General features: G+C 68.7%; 15 protein-coding genes. 11 read left to right on the forward strand and 4 right to left on the reverse strand.

Features of this window, described 5'->3' with window-relative positions; genetic code table 11:
- Window positions 1-8: 8 nt before the first annotated feature.
- Entirely contained in the window at window positions 9-1,415 is a 1,407-nt protein-coding gene (gene uxaC, locus BYZ73_RS16270; RefSeq protein WP_112316755.1) for a glucuronate isomerase, read from the reverse strand.
- Between the two features lie 128 nt (window positions 1,416-1,543).
- On the opposite strand from uxaC, the gene BYZ73_RS16275 reads away from it, so the two are divergent.
- The 10 genes from BYZ73_RS16275 (at window position 1,544) to BYZ73_RS16320 (ending at window position 14,134) form a co-directional block, all read left to right on the forward strand.
- A complete protein-coding gene (locus BYZ73_RS16275; protein WP_112316756.1) occupies window positions 1,544-2,257 on the forward strand; it encodes a GntR family transcriptional regulator in 714 nt (237 codons plus the stop codon).
- Between the two features lie 114 nt (window positions 2,258-2,371).
- The gene (locus BYZ73_RS16280) at window positions 2,372-3,814 is read left to right on the forward strand and encodes a ferredoxin reductase family protein (RefSeq protein WP_112316757.1); all 1,443 of its coding nucleotides are present in this window, start codon (window positions 2,372-2,374) and stop codon (window positions 3,812-3,814) included.
- 537 nt (window positions 3,815-4,351) lie between these two features.
- The gene (locus tag BYZ73_RS16285) at window positions 4,352-5,317 is read left to right on the forward strand and encodes a UDP-glucuronic acid decarboxylase family protein (protein WP_112316758.1); all 966 of its coding nucleotides are present in this window, start codon (window positions 4,352-4,354) and stop codon (window positions 5,315-5,317) included.
- Window positions 5,318-5,323: 6 nt separating this feature from the next.
- Window positions 5,324-6,325 (forward strand): UDP-glucose 4-epimerase GalE, encoded by a 1,002-nt coding sequence (galE, locus tag BYZ73_RS16290; protein ID WP_112316759.1) that lies wholly within the window; start codon window positions 5,324-5,326, stop codon window positions 6,323-6,325.
- On the forward strand, window positions 6,309-8,162 hold the full coding sequence (locus tag BYZ73_RS16295) for a glycosyltransferase family 2 protein (RefSeq protein ID WP_112316760.1): 1,854 nt from the start codon (window positions 6,309-6,311) through the stop codon (window positions 8,160-8,162). Before galE ends, BYZ73_RS16295 begins: the two co-directional genes overlap by 17 nt.
- Before the next feature lie 12 nt (window positions 8,163-8,174).
- Window positions 8,175-9,071, forward strand: coding sequence for a glycoside hydrolase family 26 protein (locus BYZ73_RS16300; RefSeq protein WP_112316761.1), 897 nt, complete (start codon window positions 8,175-8,177; stop codon window positions 9,069-9,071).
- 285 nt (window positions 9,072-9,356) lie between these two features.
- Window positions 9,357-9,662 carry a hypothetical protein gene (locus BYZ73_RS16305; protein WP_146746319.1) on the forward strand — a complete coding sequence of 102 codons (306 nt, stop codon included), beginning with the start codon at window positions 9,357-9,359 and terminating at the stop codon, window positions 9,660-9,662.
- Window positions 9,663-9,793: 131 nt separating this feature from the next.
- A complete protein-coding gene (locus tag BYZ73_RS16310) occupies window positions 9,794-10,921 on the forward strand; it encodes a capsular polysaccharide export protein, LipB/KpsS family (protein ID WP_112316787.1) in 1,128 nt (375 codons plus the stop codon).
- A gap of 76 nt (window positions 10,922-10,997) precedes the next feature.
- On the forward strand, window positions 10,998-12,020 hold the full coding sequence (locus BYZ73_RS16315; RefSeq protein ID WP_108028095.1) for an aspartate-semialdehyde dehydrogenase: 1,023 nt from the start codon (window positions 10,998-11,000) through the stop codon (window positions 12,018-12,020).
- A 470-nt stretch (window positions 12,021-12,490) separates the two neighbouring features.
- Window positions 12,491-14,134, forward strand: coding sequence for a DUF4139 domain-containing protein (locus BYZ73_RS16320; RefSeq protein WP_112316763.1), 1,644 nt, complete (start codon window positions 12,491-12,493; stop codon window positions 14,132-14,134).
- A 47-nt stretch (window positions 14,135-14,181) separates the two neighbouring features.
- Here BYZ73_RS16320 and BYZ73_RS16325 read toward each other — a convergent pair whose 3' ends face one another.
- The 3 genes from BYZ73_RS16325 to BYZ73_RS16335 all read right to left on the reverse strand — a co-directional run bounded on the left by BYZ73_RS16325 (window position 14,182) and on the right by BYZ73_RS16335 (window position 17,357).
- The gene (locus tag BYZ73_RS16325; RefSeq protein WP_112316764.1) at window positions 14,182-15,243 is read right to left on the reverse strand and encodes a quaternary amine ABC transporter ATP-binding protein; all 1,062 of its coding nucleotides are present in this window, start codon (window positions 15,241-15,243) and stop codon (window positions 14,182-14,184) included.
- A gap of 10 nt (window positions 15,244-15,253) precedes the next feature.
- Complete coding sequence (locus BYZ73_RS16330; protein ID WP_112316765.1) at window positions 15,254-16,288, reverse strand: ABC transporter permease; 1,035 nt, start codon at window positions 16,286-16,288, stop codon at window positions 15,254-15,256.
- A 97-nt stretch (window positions 16,289-16,385) separates the two neighbouring features.
- Window positions 16,386-17,357 carry an ABC transporter substrate-binding protein gene (locus BYZ73_RS16335; RefSeq protein ID WP_108028091.1) on the reverse strand — a complete coding sequence of 324 codons (972 nt, stop codon included), beginning with the start codon at window positions 17,355-17,357 and terminating at the stop codon, window positions 16,386-16,388.
- Window positions 17,358-17,928: 571 nt separating this feature from the next.
- Between BYZ73_RS16335 and BYZ73_RS16340 the strand changes: the two genes are divergently transcribed.
- Window positions 17,929-21,627 carry a M10 family metallopeptidase C-terminal domain-containing protein gene (locus tag BYZ73_RS16340; protein WP_112316766.1) on the forward strand — a complete coding sequence of 1,233 codons (3,699 nt, stop codon included), beginning with the start codon at window positions 17,929-17,931 and terminating at the stop codon, window positions 21,625-21,627.
- Window positions 21,628-22,152: the final 525 nt, after the last annotated feature.

Genomic DNA, 22,152 nt, shown 5'->3' on the forward strand with positions numbered 1-22,152 from the left:
GGTGGCTGTCACAGCCGGTAGGCCTTCCGGGGAAGCCGGTGGGCGAGGTCGTGGATGACCTCATGGGCCTCGTCCCCGGTCAGCCGTCCGCTGCGGACGAGCGTCGCGAGGAACGCGGCATCGACCCGGCGCGCGACGTCATGGCGGGCCGGGATCGAACAGAAGGCGCGGGTGTCGTCGTTGAAGCCGACGGTATTGTAAAAGCCCGCGGTTTCCGTCGCGCTCTGGCGAAAGCGGGTCATGCCTTCGAAACTGTCATGGAACCACCAGGGCGGGCCGAGCCGCAGGCAGGGATAGACCCCGGCCAGCGGCGCCAGCTCGCGCGCATAGGCGGTCTCGTCGAGGGTGAAGAGGATCACCGTCAGCCCCGGTTCCTCGCCGACCGCGTCCAGAAGCGGTTTCAGCGCCCGGACGTAGTCGGTGCGCGTCGGGATGTCATAGCCCTTGTCGCGCCCGTAGCGGGCGAGAACCGGGGCCGAATGGTTTCGGAACGCGCCGGGATGGATCTGCATCACCAGCCCGTCCTCAAGCGAAAGCCGCGCCATCTCGGTCAGCATCTGGGCACGGAAGGCTTCGCGCTCGGCGGCATCGGCCCGACCGGCCCGGACCTTCCCGTAAAGCGCCTCGGCCTCGGCGCGGGGCAGGTTCGCGGTGGCGGCACTCGGATGGCCGTGATCGGTGGCGGTGGCGCCGAAGCTCCGGAAAAAGGCGCGCCGGGCGCGATGGGCGTCGAGATAGCCCTCGTAGCGGGCCGGGTCCTCGCCCGCGAGGGCGCAGAAGGCCTCGATATTTTGGGTAAAACCCTCGAAATCGGGATCGGTGACGGCATCGGGGCGGTAGGTGGTGACAACCCGGCCGGGCCAGCCGCTGGCGCGGATCCGGGCATGCCAGCGCAGATCGTCAAGCGGACCTTCGGTGGTCGCCAGCACCTCGATCCCGAACCGCTCGAACAGGGCGCGGGGCCGGTAGTCCGGCCGGACGAGGCAATCGGCGATCCGGTCGTAGATCGCGTCGGCGGTGGCGGGGCCAAGCGGCTGATCTATGCCGAAGACCTCCTGGAAGGCATGATCGAGCCAAAGCCGCGAGGGCGTGCCCCGGAACAGGTGGTAATGGTCGGCAAAGAGCCGCCAGATCGCGCGGCCGTCGGTTTCGGCCGGGCCGCCATCGGTGCGCGGCACGCCCAGCCGGTCCAGCGGCACGCCCTGGCTGTGCAGCATTCGGAAAACGTAGTGATCGGGGGTGACGAACAGCCGGGCCGGGTCGGGGAAGGGGGCGTTCTCGGCGAACCAGCGCGGGTCGGTATGGCCATGGGGCGACACGATGGGCGCTGTTGACACTGCGGCGTGAAGCTCTCGGGCCAGCGTCCGGGCGCCGGGGTCGAGCGGAAACAGCCGGTCTGCGTCGAGTAGCGCCATGGAACACCCCCCTGAAACCGTCCGGGCCTTCTTTGCGCTGTCCGCCCCGTCGCTGCGTCCGCGGTGGACTCGGGCCTTTGCTGTGACTAATATTCTAGTATATCACTTTTAGCCGCCGCTCAATCCCGATGACCAAACCGACCCTCGCGCCGCGTTTCGAGCCGCCCCTGCGGGCCTCGATCGCCGATGGTGTCTTCGCGGAACTGCAGCGCCAGCTTTTGTCGCTGGACCTCGAACCCGGCTCGAAGCTGTCCGAGGCCGAGATCGCCCGCGCGCTGGGGGTCAGCCGCCAGCCGGTGCGCGACGCCTTCTACCGGCTGGCCAAGCTGGGCTTTCTGCAGATCCTGCCGCAGCGGGCGACCACGGTGACGCTGATCTCGACCGGTGCGGTGATGCGGGCGCGGGCGATCCGCACGGCGCTTGAGGCCGAAACGGTGCGGGTTGCGGCCAGCGCGCTGACGCCTGCCGATTTCGACGTGCTCGACGCGCTGCTGGCCGATCAGGACGCGGCCATCGCCGCCGCCGACCGGCCGCGCTTTCACCGGCTGGACGACCTCTTTCACCGCGAGATCTGCGAGCGCGCGGGGCTTGGCTATTTCTGGGACCTGATCGCCGAGAACAAGGGCCATATGGACCGGGTGCGGATGCTGTCGCTGGCCTTCGCCTCGCGGCATGCCTGGGACGATCATGTGCGCATCGTCGCGGCGCTGAAGGCGCACGATCCCGAGGCCGCCTGCACCGCGCTGCGGGCGCATCTGAGCCGGATCCTGGGCCAGATCGAACGCATCCGCGCCGACAACCTGGCCTGGTTCGCCGACGAGCCCGCGCCGCCCGGCCCCTGACGACGATCTGCCGCGCCCGCTTCGGCCCGTCACAATGATCCGGCGCAAGGCAAGGTGGCGGCCGGGCTGATTCACTTGGGCCATCCGTGGGCGCGCGGCACCGGAGCCAGAACCATGCCAGACCGCAGTCCGAACCCGTCTTCGCGCCGCCGGGGCCTGCCGCCCCGCGCCCTTGCCGCCCTTTATCTGGCGGCGATCCTGCTGCCGCTGGCCCTGGCCTGGACCGGCGGGCTCGACCATCGGCGGCTGTCGATGATGCTGGCCGCGGGCGCCGGGATCGCCTCGGCGGCGATGATCCTGATGCAGATGGTCACCAGCGGCCGGTTCGAGGCGGTCTCGGGCCGGATCGGCATCGACGTGACCATGGCGTTTCACAAATGGGCCGCGCCGACCGCGCTGGTGCTGGCGCTGGGCCATGCGCTGCTGCTGGTCGGGCCGCCCGATGCCGCGCATCCGCACCGGCTGGCGCGGCGGCTTTTGCGGATGGCGACCGAGGACGGGCTGGTCGACGGGCGGCTGGCGCTGGGCCTGCTGGCGCTGATCGTGGCGCTGGCCCTGCTGCGCGAGCGGCTGCCGCTGCGCTATGAAATCTGGCGGGCAAGCCATGCGCTGGGCGCGGTCGCGCTGGTCGGCACGCTGCTGTGGCATATCGCCAGCGACGCGCGCCCGGCGGGCCTGACCCTGCCCTTGTGGGGGCTTTTCGCGCTGGCCGCGCTGGTCCCGGCCGCGGGCGTCTACCTGCGCCGCCTGACCCGGCCCGCCGCCGCCGACTGGCGCATCGCCTCGCTGCGGCCGGTGGCCGAGCGGCTTTGGGAGCTGCGGCTCGATCCGCCCGCGGGCGGCGGGCTTGCCTTCCGGGCCGGACAGTTCGCCTGGCTGTCCTTCGGCGGGCGGCGGCTGCCGCTTTTCGACCATCCCTTCTCGATTGCCTCGGCGCCGGGCCTGCCGGGCCTGCGCTTTCTCATTCAGGAAGCGGGCGATTTCACCCGACGGCTGGGTCGGCTTGCCCCCGGCACGCCGGTCGGGCTTGACGCGCCGCATGGCAGCTTCGGGCTGGCGGAGGGAACCGGGCCGGTTCTGCTGATCGCGGGCGGGGTCGGGATCGCGCCGATCCTGTCGGTGCTGGACGATCTGGCGGCGCGCGGCGACGGGCGGCCGGTACGGCTGGTCTATGCCTGCCGCAGCCCCGAGGCGATGGTTCCCGACGATCTGCTGCGCCCGGCCTGCGACCGGCTGGGGGTGGTGCCGCTGAAGCTCGTCGATCGCGGGGCGGGGCCGGGGCTTGCACCCGGGCCGCTGACCGAGGCGCATCTGCGGGCGCTGCTGAACGGGCTCGATCCGGGGGCGACCCAGGCGCTGATCTGCGGACCGGGACCGATGATGACCATGGCGGCCGATACGCTTGCCCAGCTGGGCCTGCGGCCCGAGCGGATCGGCTATGAGCGGTTCAGCTATGCCGTTGCCGAAAGCTCGGCCCGCGACCGGCGGATGCTGTCGGGGTTTGCCGCGCTCTTCGCGGCCATCGGTGCGGCGGTTCTGGCCTTCGCGCTGGTCTGACCGGCGCGACGGCCGAGTCTCGGCGCGCGCCATGCTTGGGGCGGCGTCCTTTTCGCCCCGGCGCCCGGATTGTGACCCTATTTTGGGCAATGCGTGCCGGGCGGCCGGATTAGGTCCCGCATCGGGCGTTCTGGAACTGGAACAGATTGACGCAGGGCAGTCCGGCCTTCAGGTTGATCGCGTGGCGGGGCAATCGCGTCTCGTCACACGAGTTTCACCCAAGGCGTTGTGGACACCTTCCAAAAGCCGTCCGGCCTCTCGCTTCGGCGAGACATACGGGCGGCTTTCTTCTTGTGACGGGGCTGTTGCGAGGGCCGCGCGGTGCGTGGTCCGAGGCCTTGAAGGGCGTGCTTCGAAAGCCTTGTCGGCCGACCCGACACCCGGTTATCCCGACTTGCTTGCCGGCCGAGAACGCCGAATAAACGGCAGGTAAAACAGACGTCAAAGAAAAGGCGAAAATTTTCTTTATTGCCACCATCGTGGGGGCGTAGAGCTCGGTGGTAACGAGAGTGTCTCCGGTTTGAGTGGAGCGTGGTCATGAGTGGCAAGACGGTTCTGGTGACCGGAGGCGCAGGGTTCCTTGGCTCGCATCTCTGCGACAGGCTGGTCGAGGGCGAGGCGCAGGTGATCTGCGTGGACAACCTTCAGACCGGCCGGCTCGACAACATTTCTCACCTGATGCAGCGGCGCGGATTCCGGTTCATCCGGCATGACGTGACCGACCGGCTCGGTATCGACGGCCCGATCGACGAGATCTACAACCTCGCCTGCCCGGCCTCGCCGCCGCAATACGAACGCGATCCGATCCACACCTTCCGCACCAGCGTGCTGGGCGCGATGAACCTGCTGGATCTTGCCGAGGCCAAGGGTGCGCGCATCCTGCAGGCCTCGACCTCCGAGGTTTATGGCGATCCGGCGCTCAGCCCGCAGTCGGAAACCTATTGGGGCAATGTCAACATGATCGGCCCGCGCGCCTGCTATGACGAGGGCAAGCGTGGCGCCGAGACGCTGTTTCATCTCTATCGCGAGGATCGCGGCGTCGATATCCGGGTGGCGCGGATTTTCAACACCTATGGGCCGCGGATGCGCCCCGATGACGGGCGGGTGGTGTCGAACTTCATCGTTCAGGCGCTGGCCGGAACGCCGCTGACCGTCTATGGCTCGGGCCGCCAGACCCGGTCCTTCTGCTATGTCGACGATCTGGTCGCCGGTCTGGTCCGGCTGATGGCCTCGCCCGCGACGGTGAAGGGGCCGGTCAATCTGGGCAATCCCGGCGAGTTCACGGTGCTGGCGCTGGCCGAGCTGGTGCTGGCCAAGACCGGCTCGCGGTCGAAGGTCGCGTTCCGGACGCTGCCGGGCGACGATCCGCGCCGCAGGCGGCCCGATATCGCGCTGGCCGAGCGGGTGCTGGGCTGGGGGCCGACGGTTCCGCTTGAGGAAGGGCTTGACCGGACCATCCCCTATTTTGCAGAGGTGATGCATCAAAACGTGGCCGGAGTCTGACGCAGAGTGTCAACGCCAGGTCCCGTTCTCGTCACCGGCGGGGCGGGTTATATCGGAAGCCATACCTGCCGGCGCCTGTCCGACGCCGGATACCTTCCCATAGCCTTCGACAATCTCAGCACCGGTCATGCCGATGCGGTCCGTTGGGGGCCACTGGTCGAGGGCGATACCCGCGACCGTGCGGCGCTGATCCGGGCGATCCGCACCCATGCGCCGGTCGCGGTCGTCCATTTCGCCGCCGCCGCCTATGTCGGCCAGTCGATGCGCGATCCGGGCTTTTATTACGACAACAATGTCGGCGGCATGACCGCGCTGCTTTGTGCCTGTGCCGAGACCGGGCTCGACCGCGTGATCTTCAGTTCGAGCTGCGCAAGCTACGGTCTGCCCGAGGCGTTGCCGATCACCGAGGCAACGCCGCAGGCCCCGATCAACCCCTATGGCCGGACCAAGCTGATCGGCGAGCAGATGCTGGCCGATTTCGGCCGTGCCCATGGGCTGCGCCATGTCGCGCTGCGCTATTTCAACGCCTGCGGCGCCGACCCGGCCGCCGGGCTGTCAGAGCGTCACGACCCCGAAACCCATCTGCTGCCGCTGGCCTTGTTCGCGGCGGCCGGGCTGCGGCCAGCGCTCGAGCTTTACGGCACCGATTATCCGACGCCCGACGGCACCTGTATCCGCGACTATGTCCATGTCAGCGATCTGGCCGAGGGACACCTGCTGGCGCTGCGCCATCTGCAAGGCGGCGGCGCCGATCTGCGGGTCAATCTGGGCACCGGCCGCGGTCACTCGATCCGCGAGGTGCTGGCGGCGGTCGAGCGGGTCATCGGCCGCCCGGTGCCGGTCGTGGAACGGCCGCGGCGGCCGGGCGACCCGCCCGCGCTGGTGGCCGATCCGTCCCGGGCACGCGAGGCGCTGGGCTTCGAGGCCCGGCATCGCGATCTCGACGGCATCCTGCGCGATGCGGCGCTGGCCCTGGGACTGGACGTGACCGATGCCGGGATGGCCTGACGCGGGACTGGCGGGACTGCTGCCCGGGGCCGATCCGGGCGGGCCGTTTCTGGTGTCGCTCTTCACCCGCGGCCAGCGCTGGCGCTATGGGCTGGCGGCGCTGGCCTGGCTGGGCGCCGCCGTCTTCTTCTGGTCCTGGTGGCTGCAGCCCGCGCATAATATCGGCGGCCTCCGCTTTGCGATCTGCTCGGGGCTTCTGGGCTGGCTGACCTTCCTGCAGGCCTATTTCCTGGCCTTCCTGCTGCAGGCCCGGCGGCCCGTGGGCGATCTGGCCGGGCTGGAGGGCGCCCGCGTCGCCATGGTGGTGACGAAAAGCCCCTCGGAACCCTTCGAGATCCTGCGCGAGACGCTGAGCGCGATGCTGGCCCAGGACTGGCCGCACGACACCTGGCTGGCCGACGAGGACCCCGCGCCCGAGACGCTGGCCTGGTGCGCGGCGCATGGCGTGCAGGTCTCGACCCGAAGGGGCCGGGCCGACTATCACCGCCCCGACTGGCCGCGCCGCACCCGCTGCAAGGAGGGCAACCTTGCCTTATTCTACGACAGCCACGGCTATGACCGCTACGATATCGTGGCCCAGCTTGACGCCGATCACGTGCCGCAGCCGGGCTATCTGCGCGAGATGCTGCGCCCCTTCCTCGACCCGCGTGTGGGCTATGTCAGCGCACCCTCGATCTGTTCCTCGAATGCCGCCGACAGCTGGTCGGCGCGGGCCCGGCTATACGCCGAGGCGGCGTTTCACGGTGTGTTGCAGGCGGGCTATTCCAACGGTTGGGCGCCGCTGTGCATCGGCTCGCATTATGCGGTCCGGACGCGGGCGCTGAGACAGATCGGCGGGCTCGGGCCGGAACTGGCCGAGGACCATTCCACCTCGATGCTGATGAATGCCGGGGGCTGGCGCGGGGTCCATGCCATCGACGCCATCGCCATCGGCGCGGGGCCGGCCAATTTCGCCGACATGCTGACCCAGGAATTCCAGTGGTCGCGCAGCCTCGTGACGATCCTGCTGCGCTATACGCCGCGCTATCTGAAGGACCTGCCGCCCCGGCTGAGGCTGCTGTTTCTCTTCACCCAAAGCATCTATCCCGCGCAGGTGGCCTTCATGGCGACCGGGACGCTGATCCTGGCGACGGCGCTGATCTTTGACATGCGGTTCGCCGGAGTGACCTATCCGGCCTTCCTGGGCCATGCGCTGCCGACGCTGGCGGTGTTTCTCGCCATCGGGGCGATGCTGCGCCGCGACGGGCTGTACCGCCCCGCCGGGACGCCGGTGCTCAGCTGGGAACGCATGCTCTTTCCCTGTGCGCAATGGCCCTGGGCCGCCTGGGGCACGCTGATGGCGCTGCGCGACCGGATCTTCGGCGGCTTCGTCGATTTCCGGATCACGCCGAAGGGGGCGGCGGCCGAGGCGCGGCTGCCGGTCCGGCTGCTGGCGCCCTATCTTGGTATCGCCGGGCTGGGGTTGGGGCCGGTTCTGCTGCTGCCCCATGTCGAGGAGGCTGCGGGCTTTTACCTCCTGTCTCTGTTCAACGGGGCGATCTATACCGGGCTCGTTGCGGCCGTTCTGGTCCATCATCTGACCGAGAACGGGCTTCGGCTGAGGACGCGGTGGCGGGACTTCGGGCCCCATGTCGCGATGCTGGCGCTTCTGGTCGGGCTGAGCGCCGGGTCGGTCTGGGTCCGGGGGGTGCAGAGTCTGCATTTCCTGACTGTCGGTCTTGGCCCGTTTCATGTCACCTCGGCACAGTATGTCGTGTCCGGGGCGGGGCAGGGGGGCCGCAAGAAGCTGCATTATGTGCTGGATTTCGGGCGCGACCCGGATTTCCGGCGCCCATGAGGACCTTCGCAGATGAGACGTGACTTCCTATTCGCCCTCGGTCTGGTCGCCGCGATCGGCCTGGCGGCCGCCGCACCGGCCGAACCGATCGAGGCCCCCCCGGGCGAGATGCCTTTCGGCGTCTACGACCCGGACGGCGCCTTCGCCGACGATCCCGAAGTGTCGATCGAGCACCTCTTCCTGCCCTGGGAGGACGTGTTCCTGCCCAGCCTGATCGAGGCCGACGCCTATGCCCGGGCGCGGAACCGGTCGGTCCTGGCCACGATCGAGCCCTGGACTTGGAACCGGTCCGAGCGCAATACCCCCGAAGCCTTGCAGGAGGGCATCGCCTCGGGCGATTACGACCGCTACATGGCCTCGATCTGCGCGGTGCTGAACCTCTTCGAAAGCCCGGTCACCGTGCGCTGGGCGCAGGAGATGGAAGATGACAGCGGCCAGTTCATCTGGTCGAACTGGGACCCCGAGACCTACAAGGCCGCCTATCGCCGGATGGTCGATGTCTGCCGCAAGAACGCGCCGAAAGTGGCCTATATGTGGTCGCCGCTGGGCTATGAGGCGCTCGACGCCTATTACCCGGGCGACGACTATGTCGACATCGTCGGCCTGTCGGTCTTCGGGCTTCAGCCCTGGGAGACCGCCATTCTCGGGGAGGAACAGTCCTTCCAGTCGATCCTGGCGCCGCGCTATGCCCGGGTCGAGCGGTTCAACAAGCCGGTGGTCGTGGCCGAACTCGGCTATTCGGGCCGCGAGGACTATGTCGCCAAATGGACCTCGGAGGTCCGCCAGATCTATCCCGAATTCCCCAATCTGGTGGCTGTGGTCTATTTCAACCAGGTCGAGGTCTATCCCTGGCCCGACGATTTCGGTCTGCCCGACTGGAAGGTCGGCGAACGCATCCTCGCCCCCTGAGGCCGACCTCCAACTGCCTGTTCCGGCATCGTTTTCGGCGGATTCCGGCGCATCCGGCCCGGCCCCGGCGCGCCGCCCGCGCCCCGGGGCGGCGGTGGCGCCGTTTGGGTCTCCCCTTTGCCTCCCGATGGCCACAGAAAGGAACCGTTTACCGGATAGCCTCGTTGGCATCCGTGGGACCGTCATTGCCATGGGGCCGTCCGTCCGGAGCGCGCACGCGTCTCTGTCCGGGACGGTTATCCCGGCAAGGGACGTGTGGGTGCAAGACGGCGAGGGGAATGTGTCATGCCGGATCGCAAGAAAGCAGTGTGCCTGCCCTTGGCGGGCCGCAGGTCGGCCGGGCCGATCGTCGCGTTCGGGGTCGCGCTTGCGGGCCTGTCCGGGCCTGCCGCGGCCGAGGGCTTCGCGCCGAACAAGGCCGTCGTCGGCGCCTCGGTCATGCGCTGGCTCGACCCGGCGCCAAAGCCGCCGCAGGCCAGCAAATCCGAACGCAAGGCCGCCGCGCAGGCGCTGGACCGGCGCCACGGTCAGGGCTCGCATATCTGCTCGGCCTCGGGCTTCGGCCAGCGCCCCCGCTGCTTCGCCCGCTGACCCGCGCCGGGGCTAGGCGCGTCCCGCAGCCCCTTTGCGGCCGCGCCAGAGCTGGGCTATGCCCGGGGGCGAGAACCGCAAAGGGGGCATCCGATGACAGCCGACAGATGTGCCGGGCCGGGACGCGGCCGATGATCGCCTATCTGGCCGGCTGGACCCGCCGCAAGGACGCGATCTTTCGTGCCATCGCCGCCGCGGCCGGGGGCGGCCACCGGCTGCCGCTGATCGGGCTGTCGTTTCGGGGCTTTCCCGAAACCCGTGCCCGCACCGCCGAGGCGCTGGCCGTGGCCAAGCGCCAGCCGAAGGGCCGCCTCGGCCGGAGGCTGAAACGCGCGCTGATCGCCGCGCAGTACAACTGGTCGCGGCGCTATTTCACCCGTCATCCCGACCGGATCGCGGTCTGCTGGAACGGGCTGACCGGCTCGCGCCGCGCCTTCATGGAGGGCGCCCGCGACGCGGGGGCGGGTCGGATCTTTGCCGAACTGGCGCCGTTTCCCGGCCGGGTGACGCTTGACCCCGTGGGTGTGAACGCCCGGAACGGGCTGCCACGCGACGCCCGCTTTTATCTCGACTGGGCGGCCGAGGACCCGTCGCGGCAGGGCGAGGACTGGCGCGCGCTGGGGCAGGGGCTGGTCGCGCGCGCCTCGCGCCGGGCCGATGTCGGGCAGGGCGGGGCCGGGGCGCTGGACGGCGCCGGGCCGTTCCTGTTCTGCCCCCTGCAGGTGCCCAATGACAGCCAGATCACGCTGTTCGCGGGCTGGGTGCGGTCGGTCGAGGGCATGATCGCGGCGCTGGCACGCACCGCGCAAGCACTGCCCGAGGGCTGGCATATCCGGTTGAAAGAGCACCCTTCGGCCAAGACATCGCTGGCCGGAGCTCTGGCCGAGGCGGTCGCCGATGCGCACGGGCGGCTGGTGATCGACAACGCGACCGACAGCTTTGCCCAGCTTGCGGCCTCAGGAGGGGTCATCACCATCAACTCGTCGATGGGGCTGCAGGCCTTCTTTCACGACAAGCCGGTGATCGTCCTGGGCGAGGCCTTCTTCGCCATCCCCGGGCTGACCACCCCCGCCCGCGACGAGGCCGCACTGGCCGAAGCGCTGCGCGCGCCCGCGGATCTGGGCTTCGACCCGGCGCTGCGGGCCGCGTTCATGACCTATCTCGAACGGGTTTATTATCCGAAGATCGAAGAGGGCCCTGACGGCGTCCGGATCGATCCGGCGGCGCTTGCGCGGGTGCTGGCGGCGGCGCGTCCCTGAACGGGCCTTTCACCCGCGCGGGCTTTCCTGTATGGCTCCCCGGACTGAAATCCGACTTGCCTTAAGGGAGCCAGATATGGGCTACAAGGTCGCCGTCGTTGGCGCCACGGGGAACGTGGGCCGCGAAATGCTGAACATCCTCGCCGAACGCGAGTTTCCGGTGGACGAGATCGCCGCACTTGCGTCGCGCCGCTCGCTCGGCACCGAATGCAGCTTTGGCGACAAGACCGTCAAGACCCAGGATCTGGAACATTTCGATTTCACCGGCTGGGACATGGCGCTGTTCGCCATCGGCTCGGACGCGACCAAGGAATATGCCCCCAAGGCTGCCAAGGCCGGCTGCGTGGTGATCGACAACAGCTCGCTCTACCGCTACGACCCGGACATCCCGCTGATCGTGCCCGAGGTGAATGCCGATGCGATCATGGGCTATGCCAAGCGGAACATTATCGCCAACCCCAACTGCTCGACCGCGCAGATGGTGGTGGCGCTGAAGCCCCTGCACGACCGCGCGAAGATCAAGCGCGTCGTCGTCTCGACCTACCAGTCGGTGTCGGGCTCGGGCAAGGAGGCGATGGACGAGCTTTGGGACCAGACCAAGGGCATGTATGTGCCGGGTCAGGAAGTGGCGCCGTCGGTCTACCCCAAGCAGATCGCCTTCAACGTGATCCCGCATATCGACGTCTTCCTCGATGACGGGTCCACCAAGGAAGAATGGAAGATGGTCGCCGAGACCAAGAAGATCGTCGACCCGTCGATCAAAGTCACCGCGACCTGCGTGCGGGTGCCGGTCTTCGTCGGCCATTCCGAGGCGATCAACATCGAATTCGAGGAGTTTCTCGACGAGGACGAGGCGCGCGACATCCTGCGCGAGGCGCCGGGGATCATGGTCGTCGACAAGCGCGAGGCCGGCGGCTACGTGACCCCGGTCGAATGCGTGGGCGAATTCGCGACCTATATCAGCCGGATCCGGCAGGACTCGACCATCGAGAACGGGCTGAACATCTGGTGCGTCTCGGACAACCTGCGCAAGGGCGCCGCGCTGAACGCGGTGCAGATCGCCGAACTGCTCGGCCAGCGCGTGCTGAAGAAGGGGTGAGCGGCGCTCCGGGGCGTCAGCCCCGGCAAACGCTCCAGTGGAGCGTTTGAGCCGCGAACGGGCGGAGCCCCGGCAAGGCGGCGTCCGAGGCGTCAGCCCCGGCAAACGCTCCGGTGGAGCGTTTGAGCCGCGAACGGGCGGAGCCCCGGCAAGGTGGCGGCCCGGGGCACCAGCCCCGGCAAACGCTCCGGTAGAGCGCTTGAGCCACGAACGGCGCCAGCTCCGGCACGGCGGCGCTCCGGGGGGCCCAGGCAATGGTCCGGCGCGTCAGTCGCGCCCCTTTCCGACACCCCCCCATCCCGAACCATCCCGCGGCCCCGGCGATGCGCCGCCAGGGGACGCAGGCCCCGCCCGATCCCCCCGCCTCGCTCTCCCCGCGCGCGACGCCTTGCCGGTCTTCGCGTTCCGCTTGCAGCCCATCGGCCCTTGCCGCAGTCTTGCGCCAGACCCGCCGTCTTCGGAGCGATACGATGCGAGCCTTTGCCCTTTGCCTGATCCTGACCCCCCTGCCGGTCTGGGCCGACGACCTGCTGATCCCCAGCCGGGTCAGCGCGGTGACCCTGTTTCCCGATGGCGCGGCGGTGACGCGGAGCGCGGCCTTCGATCTTCCGGCCGGAACCCACCGTCTGATTCTGGCCGATCTGCCCGAGACCACGCCGCTGGGCTCGGTCCGGGTCGCGGTCGAGGGCGCGAGCCTTGGCAGCGTTTCGGCGCGGCGCGATTTCGTTCCGCCGCGTGGCGCGGGCAAGTCGCCCGAGATCGAGGCCGCCGAGGCCGAGGTCGAACGCCGCCGCCAGGCGCTTGAGGCGGCCGAGGCCGAGATCGCCCGGACCCGGGCCGAGGCGCAAGGGGCCGAGGCGCGCGCGGCCTTCCTCGGGCGGCTCGGGCAGGGAGAGGCGGCCGTGGCGGTCCCGGTCGAGGACCTGCGGGCGCTGGCGCGGATGATCGGGACAGAGACCGAAGGGGCGCTGGCCGACGCCATCGCCGCCCGGGGCCGCGCCGACCTTGCCGAACGCGGGCTGACACCGCTGCGCGAGGCGCTGGCCGAGGCCGAGCAGGCGCTGGCGGCGCTGGTGCCCGAGGATGCCGCGCGGGCGATGCTGGCGATCACCGTGACCGGCCCCGAGGGCGCACCGGCCGAAGGCGAGGTGACGGTCAGCTATACGGTCGAGGCTGCCCGCTGGCGGCCGGTCTACGATCTTCGGCTGGACCGCGCGGCCCGCAGGCTGACCGTCGAACGCGGCGCGCTGGTGGCGCAGGAGACCGGCGAGACCTGGTCTCAGGTCGCGCTGAGCCTGTCGACCGCGCGGCCCGGCGGCCAGACGGCCCCGAGCGATCTCTGGCCGCTTTTGCGCCGGATCTCGGACCCGGTGGCGGCCTTCGAGGCCTCGGATCTGGCGGTGCGGTCGCGCGCGGTCCTCGCCGCGCCCCAGATGGCCGAAATGGACGCAGCCCCCGCCGGGGCCGCGCCGGTGATCGCGGTCGCGGATTTCGACGGGCTTGCGGTCAGCTATGACTATCCCGCCGCCGTCGACATCGCGACCGGGGCCGACAACCTGCGCCTGTCGCTGGGCGATCTCGGGATGCCGGTCGAGCTTGCGGCCGAGGCGGTGCCCGAATTCGACGACAGTGCCTATCTGGTGGCCTCGTTCGTCAACGAGACGGGCGAGATCCTGCTGCCGAGTTCCGAGGCGATGGCCTATCTCGACGGCCGCTTCGTCGGCCAGCAGGCGATCGGGCTGATCCCGGCGGGGGGCAAGGCCGACCTGCCTTTCGGCCCCATCGACGGGCTGCGGCTGACCCGCACCGTGCTGGATCGCAACGAGGGCGACCGGGGGGTCCTGAAGCGGAGCAACGAACAGTCCGAGGCGGTCAGGATCGAGGTCGAGAACCTGACGGCCGAAAGCTGGCCGGTGCGGCTTCTGGACCGGGTGCCCTATTCGGAACAGGAGGACCTGAAGATCGTCTGGCAGGCCGATCCGGCGCCGAGCGGGACCGATGTCGAGGGCCGGCGCGGGCTGTTGGAGTGGCGCTTCGATCTTGCGCCGGGCGCCACGCGCGAGGTGGCGCTGAGCCATCGCCTGACCTGGCCCGAGGGCAAGGTTCTGGACTAGCTGGCCCCACGCCCCGCCAGGGCGACCGCTGGCGGGGCGCGGCGGGATCAGCCCGCCCGGGCGCGGATGCCCTCGCCCGAGGCGGCCGTCGGTACCAGCGCGCGCACCAGATCCTTGACCGACAAGAGCCCGACCTGACGGCCGTCCCGCACCACGCGATAGCGCAGCGACGTGTCGCCGCCCGAGAGCGCGATGACCGATTCCAGATTGGCATCGGCCTCGACATCGCCCGCGATACCCTCGGGCGCCGCCTCGGTCCGGGTCATCACCGACCGAACCCGCAGCACCCGGGCGCGGTTGATGTCCGAGATGAAGTCGACGATGTAAGGGTCGTTCGGCTGCATCAGGATGTGCTGCGGCTCGCCCTGCTGCACGATTTCGCCGTCCTTCAGGATCACCAGATGATCGGCAAGCTTCAGCGCCTCGTCCAGATCGTGGGTGATGAAGACCACGGTCTTGTGCAGTTCGGCCTGCAGTTCCAGCAGCAGATCCTGCATGTCGGTGCGGATCAGCGGGTCGAGCGCCGAAAACGCCTCGTCCATCAGCATGATATCGGCGTTCGAGGTCAGGGCGCGCGCGATGCCCACCCGCTGCTGCATGCCGCCCGACAGCTGATGCGGGAACTGGTTGCCCTGACCTTCCAGACCCACGCGGTCGAGCCACTTGCGCGCCTCGTCCTCCCATTGCTCGCGCGGCACGCCCCGGACCTCGAGCGGCGTGCCCGCGTTCTCCAGCACGGTCCGATGCGGCAGCAGGGCGAATTTCTGGAACACCATCGACATGTTCACCCGGCGCAGCTCGCGCAGCCGGGCGTCGTTATAGGCCAGCACGTCCTCGCCATTGACGACGACCTCGCCCGAGGTGGGGTCGATCAGCCGGTTGATATGCCGGATCAGGGTCGATTTGCCCGAGCCTGACAGACCCATGATGACCGTCATCTGCCCGGCCTTCATGTCGACATTGATGTCGCGCAGGCCCAGCACATGGCGGTGGGTTTCCAGCAGCTCGGCCTTGTCCATCCCCGACCGTGCCAGCGGCAGGACCGATTGCGGATCGGCGCCGAAGATCTTGTAGAGGTTCCGGATCGAGATTTTCACATCGTCGCTCATCTGGGGGTCCTCACTGTTTCCGCGCCGTGTTCACGCGGGCCAGTGCCGCCTTGGTGACCCGGTCGAGGATCACCGCCAAGAGCACGATCCCCAGCCCCGAGACGAGGCCAACGCCCAGTTCGAGATTGCGGATGCCGCGCAGCACCAGCACGCCCAGACCCGGGGCCGAGACCATCGAGGCGATCACGACCATCGCGAGGCTCATCATGATGGTCTGGTTGACGCCCGCCATGATGTTGGGCAGCGCCAGCGGGATCTGCACCCCCCAAAGCTTCTGGCGGCGGGTCATGCCGAAGGCGTCGGCGGCCTCGATCACCTCCTTGTCGACCAGCCGGATGCCCAGATTGGTCAGCCGGACCACCGGCACGATGGCGTAGACGATCACCGCGATGCCATAGAGCTTGGGCTCGGTCACCGAGAACAGGAAGATCAGCGGGATCAGGTAGACGAAGGGTGGCAGCGTCTGCAGCATGTCGAGGATCGGAATGGCGATCCGCTGGAACGTGTCGCTTCGCGACATGGCGATGCCGATGGGCACCCCCAGAAGCACGCAGATGAAGGCGCAGACGAAGATGATCGCCAGCGTCTGCATCGCGTAGTCGTAATGGTTGATGAAGGCCAGAAAGCCGATACAGGCGGCGACGAAGGCCACCAGCCCCCAGGACCGCGTGACCAGGCGCACGACCAAGAGGATCAGCGGGATCATGATCCACCAGGGCGAGGTCTGGAACAGCCACAGCGCGCCTTCCAGCGCCCAGCTCAGTGGCTGGGTCAGCGGGTCGAGCACGATGCTGAGCCCGTCCTTGATCGACAGGAAGCCGTCTTCCAGCCCCTTGGTCAGCTCGCGCGCCTGCGGAAAGGCCGGGCAGGCGCGGTTGAGCGCATTCATCGAGGGAAAGGGAAAGTCCCAGAGCGAGGGGGCTGGCGCCGCCGCCCCGCGGGCCTGGCCCAGGAGGTCGGCCATCGACATCGGGGCCGCCGAGGCGCCGCCGTCGCACCAGGCGCGCAGGCCCAGCCCGTCGAAGAGAAAATCGTAGCTTGCCATCTGTTCGGGTCTCCTTGAGAGGGGGCGGTCCGGCCCCTCGGGAACGGAAAGGACGGGCCTGCCGGGGACAGGCCCGTCCGAAATCCGCGTGTCGCGTTTACTGGTTCAGCAGAGCCGCCAGCTTTTCGCGTGCCGCGTCGTCGAGCCAGGCCGACCAGACATCCTTGTGCTCGGTCAGATAATGGACCGCGCCTTCCTCGGGCGAGGCGTTGTTCTCGTCCATCCAGGCGATGACCGCGCTCATGTCGTCGACGTCGAAGCTGACCTTCCGCAGCATCTCGGCGACCTCGGGTTCGCGGTCGGCGAAATCGGTAGTGACGACGGTCAGAACCGGTGCGGCCGGGAAGGCCGAGGGTTTCGGGTCGGGATTGTCGGGGGTCTGGTTGGCCTCGTGGGCGGCCTCGTCATAGGGGCCGAGATCGACCGACACCATGTTGTACTTGCCCAGCACCGCGGTCGGCGCCCAGTAATAGCCGAACCAGGGCTCCTTCTTCTCGTAGGCCGACGCCATCGAGGTGGCCAGCGTCTCGCCCGAGCCGTGGTTGAAGACCTCGATGCCATGGCCTTCAAGGTCGAAGGCCGGGATCAGGTTGTCGTTCACGACCCGGCAGCCCCAGCCGTCGGGGCAGTTGTTGAAGGTACCGCCGACCCAGTCGGGATGGGCCAGGACGCCCTCGATGGTGGTCAGTTCGGGATGCTCCTCGGCCAGATAGTCGGGGATCCACCAGCCCTCGACCCCACCGGGATCAAGCACCTTGCCCAGTTCCTCGATCTTGCCCTGGTCCTTGAGCTTGGAATAGACCTCGCCGGTCGAGTTGACCCACATTTCCGACACGGTGTCGGGCTCGCCGTTCTCGGCGATCGAGGTCACCGCAGGCACGGTGTCCGAGGGCACGACCTTGACCGTGCAGCCATAGCCCTGCTCCATCAGGAATTTCTCGACATTGGTCACGACCGAGGCCGAAGCCCAGTTCATCTCGGCGATCGACACCTCGCCGCACTCGGCCTGCGCCACTGCGGGCAGGGTCAGTCCGGCCAGAAGGGCGCCAAGGGCTGTTGCTCGTTTCATCGGATGCTCCGTCTTGAAAGGTGAAAAGACAATTTCCGCCGCCCGGCAGGACGGGTCGGAGGCCGGGGCGGCAGGGTCGCGATGAGCAGCGGGCAGGCCGCAAACGGCCTTGCGCGGCGTCGGGCCGCGGCCGAAAGGCGGGGGGAAACGCCCCGCAATTCGGCATGTATCTGAAAACCAAGCATCGCAACCGGGGCCGGGTTTAGGTGAAAACACCGTGCCTGCCAACCGGGGAATGCCATTTTACGACATGGATGGTCGTTTTCAGGCTTGTCGATGTTCGGCTTGGGGAGGGCCTATGCCGCTGATATTGATGCCGTTTCGGCTGTTTTCCGGGGCCGGTGCGCGGCAAGGCCGCTTCGGCCCGAGGATGCCTTGCGCCGCGGCGCGCGTCGGTTTGCCGCGGATTCGCCCGGCTTGGGCCAGAGATTTCTTACCGGCTCCTTATTTCGCCCCCTTTTCCTTTGCATGCCGCAACGGCAAGCGCGCGCCGCCGGGTCCGTGCTGAAAGAAACCTCGGATCGGCGCCGCCTGACCGGCCGCGTCCCCGACCGGAACGAGGGACTTGTCCATGGCGCGCCCGATCTATTCGACCCAGCAGATCGCCAACCAGCTTCTGACCGGCTACTGGTCCGCGACCGGCCAGCCCGCGCGGTCCTGGCAGTTCTCGGGGTCCGATCACACCGTCACCTATTCCTTCGGGTCGAGCCTGAACGCGTCCGAGCGGGCGCTGGCCCGCACCGCGCTGGACGCCTGGAGCGAGGCCGCGAATATCGGCTTCACCGAGGTTTCCTCGGGCGCGCAGATGTCCTTCGTCAACAACAGCTCGGGCGCCTATGCCCAGGCCTATGTCTCGGGCAACGCGATCAGCAGCGTCACCGTGAACATCGCCCGAAGCTGGGTCACCACCTACGGGACCGGGATCGACAGCTACAGCTATCAGACCTATCTGCACGAGATCGGGCACGCGCTGGGGCTGGGCCATACCGGCAATTTCAACGGCTCGGCCAGCTATTCGCGCGATGCGCTTTATGCCAATGACAGCTGGCAGACCAGCGTCATGTCCTATTTCTCGCAGGGCGAAAACACTTCGGTCGCTGCCACCACCGCCTTCACCCTGACCCCGATGATCGCCGATGCCCTCGCGGTTCAGACGCTGTACGGCGCCCCGGCCGCGGTCCATGCGGGCGATACCGTCTACGGCCGCAACTCGACCGCGGGCGGCGCGCTTGACACGCTCGGCCGGACCGGGATCCAGCCGGTGACCTTCGTGCTGTCCGACAGCGGCGGCACCGATCTGGTCGATTTCTCGCATTGGGCGGCGGGCAACCGGATCGACCTGACCGCCGGCAGCGTCTCGGACGCTCTGGGCTGGACCGGCAACATGATGATCGCCGCGGGCACGGTGATCGAGAATGTCACGACCGGCGCCGGGGCCGACCGGGTGACCGGAAACGGCGCGGCCAACACGATTTCCGCCGGGGCGGGCAACGACACGCTCGATGGGGGGGCGGGCGACGACGTGCTGACCGGCGGCGCCGGAAACGACATCATGACCGGCGGGGCCGGGGCGGATCTGTTCCGCTTCTTCTCCGGGTTCGGAGATGACCGGATCACCGATTTCGCGTCGGTCGACCGGATCGACTTTACCACCATCCCGGGCGCGGCCAGCTGGGCGGATCTGGTGGCGCTGATGGCGCAGTCGGCCTCGGGCGTGACCATCGCCACGACCGAAGGCAGCGTACTGTTGCAGGGGATCACGCTCGGCGCGCTGAGCGTCGCCAACTTCCTGCTGTCGGACGGATCGGGCGGTGGATCGGGCAGCGGGTCGGGCGGAAGCGGGTCGGGCAGCGGTGGCTCGGGCGTCAGTTCGGCAACCCGGATCTCGGGCACCGAGGCGAGGGACGCGATCCAGGGCACGACCGGCGACGATCTGATCGACGGGCTTGCCGGGGCGGACACCATCCGGGCGAATTCGGGCAATGACACGGTGACCGGCGGGCTCGGCAACGACATCGTCTATCTCGAGGCTGGCGACGACGTCTTCGTCGACGGCACAGATATCGGTGTCGACCGGGTCTATGGCGGGGCGGGCAACGACCGGCTGGTGTCGCAGGGCGGGCGCGACCTGTTCTATGGCGAGGCCGGCGACGACGTGCTGACCGCCAGCAATGCGGGCAGCGTGCTGTCGGGTGGAACCGGCAACGACACCATCACCGGCGGCGCCGGGATGGACAACGTGACCGACGATGGCGGCGCCGACCTGGTCGATCTGGGCGCGGGCAATGACCGCTATCTGGGCCGCGGCGACAGCCCCGGCATGGCCGACACCGTCAGCGGCGGCGACGGCAACGACACCATCACCACCAGCAATGGCAACGACCTGATCGACGGCGGCGCCGGGAACGACCGGGTGAGCGCGGGCGCCGGCAACGACACCGTCACCGGCGGCGCTGGCAACGATGCGCTGCAGGGCGGCAAGGGCGATGACAGCCTGTCGGGCGGTGCGGGCGATGACAGCATCTCCGATACCGGCGGCAAGGACAGCGTCGATCTGGGCGCGGGCAACGACCGCTATTCGGCCACCGGCGACACCGCGGCGATGGGCGACACGGTCAGCGGCGGAGACGGAAACGACCGGATCATCGGCAGCAACGGCAATGACAGCCTGTCGGGCGATGCGGGCAATGACCTGCTGTCGGGCGGTGGCGGCGCCGATACGCTGGCAGGCGGTGCGGGCAACGACACGATGACCGGTGGCGGCGGCAACGACGTCTTCGTGCTGGGCGCGGGCTTCGGCACCGACACGATCATGGACCTTCGCGCGGGCGATGTGATCGACCTCAGTGCGGTTGGCGCGATCGCGGACTGGAGCACGCTGATGACCGGCGCCACGCAATTGCGGACCGGCACGCTGCTGACAACCTCGGAAGGGACGCTCCTGCTGCGCGGGACCGCTCTGGCGACGCTCGGGGTGTCGTCCTTCCGCTTTGCAGGCTCGGGCAATGACGGCTTTGCCACGTCGGGCACGATCACGGGCACCGCTGGCGCGGATGTGCTGAACGGCAGCGCCATGGCCGATGACATCGCGGCGGGCGCGGGCAACGACCGGGTCGATGCCGGGGCCGGGCGCGACACCGTCGATCTTGGCGAGGGCGCCGATATTTTCGTCGACACCGCCGAGACCGGCGCCGCGGGCGGCGACACGGTGCGCGGCGGCACCGGCGACGACAGGATCTTCGGCACGGCCGGGTCGAACAGCTTTCATGGCGAGGCCGGGCGCGATGTGATCCTGGGCGGGGCCGAGGCCGATCTGATCGACGGCGGTGCCGACAATGACACGATCACCGGCGGCGCGGGCGACGACACCGTGCTGGGCGGGGCGGGCAACGACCAGATCCGGCTGGACGACGGCAACGACACTTTCACCGACAGCGCCGATGCCGGGATCGACCGGGTCTATGGCGGGGCGGGCGATGACCGGCTGATCAGCCTTGGCGGCCGCGACGCGCTGTACGGCGAGGCGGGCGACGATCTGCTTCAGGCCAGCGATGCGGGCGGTCTCTTGTCGGGCGGCCTCGGCAACGACACGCTGACCGGTGGCGCAGGCAATGACAGCGTCACCGACAGCGGCGGTAACGATCTGGTCGATCTGGGCGCGGGCAATGACCGCTATACGGCGACCGGCGACAGCCGCAGCCAGGGCGATACCGTCTCGGGCGGCGAGGGGAACGACTCGATCCAGCTTGGGGCGGGCAATGACAGCGTCGATGGCGGTGCGGGCAACGACCGGGTGGGCGATACGGGCGGCCGCGACCTTGTAAGCCTTGGCGACGGCGATGACAGCTTCAACGGCAGCCGGGATCTGGCTGGCGACGGCGACACCGTTTCGGGCGGGGCGGGCAGAGACCGGATCTATGGCGGGCGCGGCGCCGACAGCCTGTCGGGCGATGCAGGGGATGACCTCCTGGCCGGCGGCGCCGGGGCGGATACGATTCTGGGCGGAACGGGCAACGACCGGCTGACCGGCGGCGCCGAGGCCGATCTTTTCGTCTTTGCCGATGGCGACGGCGTCGATCTGGTGATGGACTTCCGCGCCGGGCTCGACCGGATCGACCTGACGGCCGTCTCGGGCCTGTCGAGCTGGGCCGATGTGACGGTTCACATGACCCAGAGCGGTCGCGATGTGCTGCTCGACTTCGCGACGGTCGACATCCACCTGGCGCGGGTCGATATCGGCGAACTCAGCGACAGCGACTTCCTGATCTGATCCACCACAAGGGCGCGGAACCGGCGGCGGTGCGGCTCAGGGCCGCTCCGTCTTGCCGTTTCGCCGCCGGGTGTCCTTGCGGGGGCACTTCCGCCGCCGAAGTGCCGCAACGTTCGTGCCCGCCTTCAGATTCTCCGGGCCGAGGGGCACGCCCTTCCCGGGGGCGGGAAGCGGCGTGCAAGCATTTGTTATTTAATGGATTTGCAAGGCGCTCCGATCCTGTGCGCCGTGCGGAACCGCATGTGGGCCCGGAAGAGCCTTGCGGCGCCCCGGCGGAGGCCTCGCAAATGCCGCAATTCGGCATCAGCCATGCAACCTTACCGTGTGCCGGTCGCTCGGAGCGGGCTTTCCGCGCCTTGGGCCAACCGAAAGTGCGAGGACCCGTGTCGTGCCAAAGGAACAAGTGAACGGTTTCAGTATAGGGCCGCGCGCCAAACATCAGCTTGAACCGACTTCCTCTCCCCGTCAGTTCGGGGCTTTGATCGGACGCTTTCGAAACCGGGCGATTCCCTCCGAAGACCCCGC

Source organism: Rhodovulum viride, assembly GCF_003265965.1.
Taxonomy (GTDB): Bacteria; Pseudomonadota; Alphaproteobacteria; order Rhodobacterales; family Rhodobacteraceae; genus Rhodovulum; species Rhodovulum kholense.